Below are 292 nucleotides of genomic sequence, written 5' to 3'. Positions count from 1 at the left end.
AATGTTTTTAAAAATGCCACTTTGATGATTACTGGTGGTACTGGTTCTTTCGGAAACGCCGTATTAAAGCGATTTCTAGACTCTGATTTGAAAGAAATCCGTGTTTTCAGCCGCGATGAGAAAAAGCAAGATGATATGCGTAAGCGTTATAATAGCGCTAAGCTGAAGTTTTATATTGGCGATGTTCGCGACTTTCAAAGTGTTTTGAATGCTAGTCGCGGTGTTGACTTTATCTATCACGCGGCAGCGCTTAAGCAAGTCCCTTCTTGTGAATTTCATCCTATGGAAGCGG

1 protein-coding gene is annotated in these 292 nt (G+C 41.1%); it reads left to right on the top strand.

Going from position 1 to position 292, the window contains the following annotated elements; all coding sequences use genetic code 11:
• Nucleotides 1-292 (top strand): polysaccharide biosynthesis protein (locus tag AC0L3B_RS39255; RefSeq protein WP_473383136.1); only part of this gene is annotated, 292 nt, incomplete at both ends.

The sequence above is a fragment of the Bradyrhizobium sp. Kon56 genome (assembly GCF_055807635.1).
Note: the sequence above shows the minus strand (reverse complement) of the source record. Positions and strands in the feature narration are given on the sequence as shown.